Genomic DNA, 4,142 nt, shown 5'->3' on the forward strand with positions numbered 1-4,142 from the left:
ACCCCCTCACTCCACCCCGTCCCGTCCGCACCCGCCGCGAACGACCGGCACCGACCGTCCACCGACAACCCCCGCTGCCGACTGAACTCCACGAACATGCCGGGGCTCGACATCACCGTCACGCCACCGGCGAGGGCCAGGTCGCAGTCCCCGGTGCGCAGCGCGGCGGCAGCCTGGTGCAGTGCGACCAGCGAGGAGGAGCACGCGGTGTCCACCGTCACCGCCGGACCCTCCAGCCCGAAGGCGTACGCGACCCGGCCGGAGATCACGCTGGTCGTGCTGCCGGTGAGCACGAAGCCGTCCGCACCGTCGGAGCCTTCGGAGAGGCGCGGACCGTACTCCATCGCGGTGGCGCCGACGTAGACGCCGGTGCGGCTGCCGCGCAGGTCGGCCGGGTCGATCCCGGCCGACTCCAGCGCCTCCCAGGACGACTCCAGCAGCAGCCGCTGCTGCGGGTCCATCGCCGCCGCCTCACGCGGCGAGATCCCGAAGAACTCCGCGTCGAACCCGCCCGCGCCGGTGAGGAATCCGCCGTGCCGGGCGTAGCTGGTGCCCGGGTGGTCGGGGTCCGGGTCGTAGAGCGCGTCGAGGTCCCAGCCCCGGTCCGAGGGGAACGACGAGATCGCGTCCCGCCCCTCCACCACCAACCGCCACAACTCCTCCGGCGAACCCACCCCACCCGGATACCGGCACGCCATCCCCACGATCGCCACCGGCTCGTCCACCACCACCGCCCGCACCACCGACACCTCCCGCTCGTCACCGCGCAGGTGCCGGGCCAGGGCCTCCGGGGTCGGGTGGTCGTAGACGGCGGACGCGGACAGCGCGAGCCCGGTGGCGGCGGTCAGGCGGTCGGCCAGTTCGACGGCGCCCAGCGAGTCCAGGCCGAGGTCCTTGAAGGTCCGTCGGCCGTCCAGGGTGTGCGGGGTGGGGTGGCCCAGCACTACGGCGGCCTGGGCCCGGACGAGGTCCAGCAGCTCGCCGTCCGGCCGCCGCACCGGCGCCGCCGGAACGGGCTCGGGCGCGGCGGCGGGAACGGGCTCGGTGGCGCCGACGGGCTCGACGACGGGTACGGGCTCGCGCTCGACCGCCGCGCCCGGTCCGCCCGGGAGGGCGTCCGCCCCCGCCAGCCAGTACCGCTCCCGCTGGAACGCGTACGTCGGCAGCGCGACCGCCCGGGCCGCAGCAGCACCCGCACCCTCGCCCTCACCCTCACCCGCGCCCGGACCGAAGTACCGCGCCCAGTCGACCTCGCCGCCCCGGGCGTGCAGCAGCCCGACCGCGCCGAGCACACTCGCCGGCTCCGGCCGCCCCCGCCGCAGCAGCGCGGCGCCCGCGACCTCGGCGCCCGGCCCGTCGGCCGCCGCCGTGGACCGGGCGAGCGCGGTGAGCACCGCGTCCGGGCCGAGTTCGAGGTGGGTGCGCACGCCGAGGCCGTGCAGGGCGCGCACCGCGTCGGCGAAGCGGACGGCCTCACGGGCGTGCCGCACCCAGTGCTCGGGGTCGGCCAGGGTGTCCGCCCCGACCGGGCGGCCGGTGAGGGTGGAGACCAGCGGCAGCCGGGGCGGCGCGTACGTCAGCCCGGCGGCGACCGCGCGGAACCGCTCCAGCGCCGGGTCCATCAGCGGGGAGTGGAAGGCATGACTGACCCGCAGCCGGCGGGTGCGCCGCCCGAGGGCGGCGAGCTCGGCGGCCACCGCGAGGACGGCCGCTTCGGCCCCGGACAGGACGACGGCGCGCGGGCCGTTGACCGCGGCGATGCCCACCTCGCCCTCCCGGCCGGACAGCCGGTCCAGCACCTCCTCCTCGGCGGCCTCCACCGCCACCATCGCACCGCCCGTGGGCAGTTCGGCCATCAGCCGGCCCCGGGCGGTGATCAGGACGGCGGCGTCGGCCAGGGTGAGCACCCCGGCGGCGTGGGCGGCGGCGATCTCGCCGATGGAGTGCCCGGCCACGGCGTCCGGGGTCACCCCCCAGGAGCGCAGCAGGGCGTGCAGCGCGTTGCCGAGCGCGAACAGCGCCGGCTGGGTGTACTCGGTGCGGTCCAGCAACTCGCCCTCGGGGCTTCCGGGTTCGGCGAACAGGAGGCTGCCGAGCGGCCGGTCGAGGTGCGGGTCGAGGGCGGCCAGGGTCTCGTCCAGTGCGGCCGCGAACGCCGGGAAGCGCGCGTACAGTCCGCGTCCGACGCCGGGGCGCTGGCTGCCCTGGCCGGGGAACAGGAAGGCGGTGCCACCGACGGCGCCCGCTGTGCCGGTGACCGCCCCGGGGGCCTCCCGCCCGGCGGCCAGCGCGTCCAGCGCGGCGAGCAGCCCGGCCCGGTCCTCGGCCACCAGGACGGCGCGGTCCTCGAAGGAGGTCCGGGCGAGGGCGAGCGGGCCGGCGAGTTCGGCCGGGCCGAGCGCGGGGTGCGCGGCCAGGTGCGCGCGCAGGGCGGCGGCCTGTCCGCGCAGCGCCGGGCGGCCGCGGCCGGAGAGCAGTACCGGCGCGGGCAGGGGCGCCGGGCGGGGGGCGGGCGCGGGCACCGGCGGGGCGCCGGTCAGCACGACGTGGACGTCCGTGCCGCCCATGCCGAAGGAGCTGACCCCGGCCAGCCGGGCCGCCGTCGCGGCACCGGGCCAGGGGGTGCGCTCGGTGGCGACCCGCAGCCGCAGCTCCGTCAGGTCGACGGCCGGGTTGGGGGTGCGGTGGTGCAGGGTCGGCGGCAGCTCGCCGTGGTGCAGCGCGAGCACCGTCTTCACCAGGCCGACCAGGCCGGCCGCCCCTTCCAGGTGGCCGACGTTGCTCTTCGCCGAACCGACCAGCAGCGGGGCGTCCGCGGCCCGGCCGGCCCCCAGCACCCGGCCGAGCGCGGTGGCCTCCACCGGGTCGCCGACGGCCGTGCCGGTGCCGTGCAGCTCGACGTACTGGACGGCGGCCGGGTCCACCCCGGCCCGGCGGTAGGCGGCCGCCAGCACCTCGGCCTGGCCGTCGGCGCCGGGCACGGTCAGGCCGTCGGTGGCGCCGTCGTTGCCGAGGGCGCTGCCCAGCAGCACGCCGTACACCGGGTCGCCGTCCGCCAGCGCCGCGGCCAGCGGCCTGAGCAGCACCGCGACACCGCCTTCGCCGCGCGCGTACCCGTCGGCGGCCGCGTCGAGCGGACGGCTGCGGCCGTGCGGGGACAGGCCGCCGAAGCGGGCCGCGCCGAGCGTGCTGTCCGGCGCGGCGATCAGGTTCACCCCGAGGACGAGGGCGAGGTCGGACTCGCCGCGGCGCAGGCTCTCGGCGGCCAGGTGGACGGCGGCCAGGGAGGAGGACTGCGCGGTGTCCACGGTCAGGCTCGGACCGCGCAGGCCCAGCTGGTAGGAGAGCCGGTTGGCGATCATGCCCCGGTTGAGGCCGGTCAGCGTGTGCCGGTCCACCGAGCCCGGGCCCTGCCGGTGCACCAGTGCCGCGTAGTCGTCCAGGAAGGCGCCGACGAACACCCCGGTACGGCTGTCGCGCAGCCGGGCGGGCAGCCGGCCGGCGTCCTCCAGCACCTCCCAGCCGAGTTCCAGCACCAGCCGCTGCTGCGGGTCCATCGCCGCCGCCTCACGCGGCGAGATCCCGAAGAAGGCGGCGTCGAAGGTGTCGATCCGCTCCAGGAAGGCGCCCGCGCGCGGCACCCCGGGGGTGTCCGCCGGCCAGCGGTCGGCGGGGGGCTCGCCGACGGCGTCCCGGCCCTCGCGCAGCAGCTCCCAGAACGCCGCCGGGTCGGGCGCACCGGGGAGCCGGCAGGCCAGGCCGACCACGGCGACGGCGCCGGGCGGCACCTCGACGGCGGGCGACACCTCGACGGCGGGGGCGGCGGTGCGGGCGGCAACGGCGGCAGGGGTCTCGGGCTTGGCGGTCATCGCGGGGTGTGTGCTCCTCGTCGAGGCGGTGCGGGGCGTCGGGGCGGTGCGGCAGGAGGGGCAGGGGTGGCGTGGTGACGGAGTCGCGGCTGGCCCGGAGGGCACGCGCCGGGCCGGCACCGGCGGTCATGCTCGGCGGGACGGCTAGGGCCTGTCTCTTGGATCTTGTCGGATAGGTCGCGGCGTTGGGGTGCGTGCATCGCAAGGCGGAGGAGGGAGCCCAATGCAGCGCATTGGCGACCGACGACAACGCGGCGAGGTGCGTGCCCCGGC

General features: G+C 77.9%; 1 protein-coding gene. It reads right to left on the reverse strand.

All coding sequences use genetic code 11. The annotated features are described in order from the left end of the window. On the reverse strand, positions 1–3,869 hold a 3,869-nt coding region (locus tag ACFY2K_RS43435; RefSeq protein WP_387718667.1), incomplete at its 3' end, for a type I polyketide synthase. Positions 3,870–4,142 lie beyond the last annotated feature (273 nt).

It is taken from the genome of Kitasatospora sp. NPDC001309 (assembly GCF_042896295.1).
Lineage (GTDB): Bacteria > Actinomycetota > Actinomycetes > Streptomycetales > Streptomycetaceae > Kitasatospora.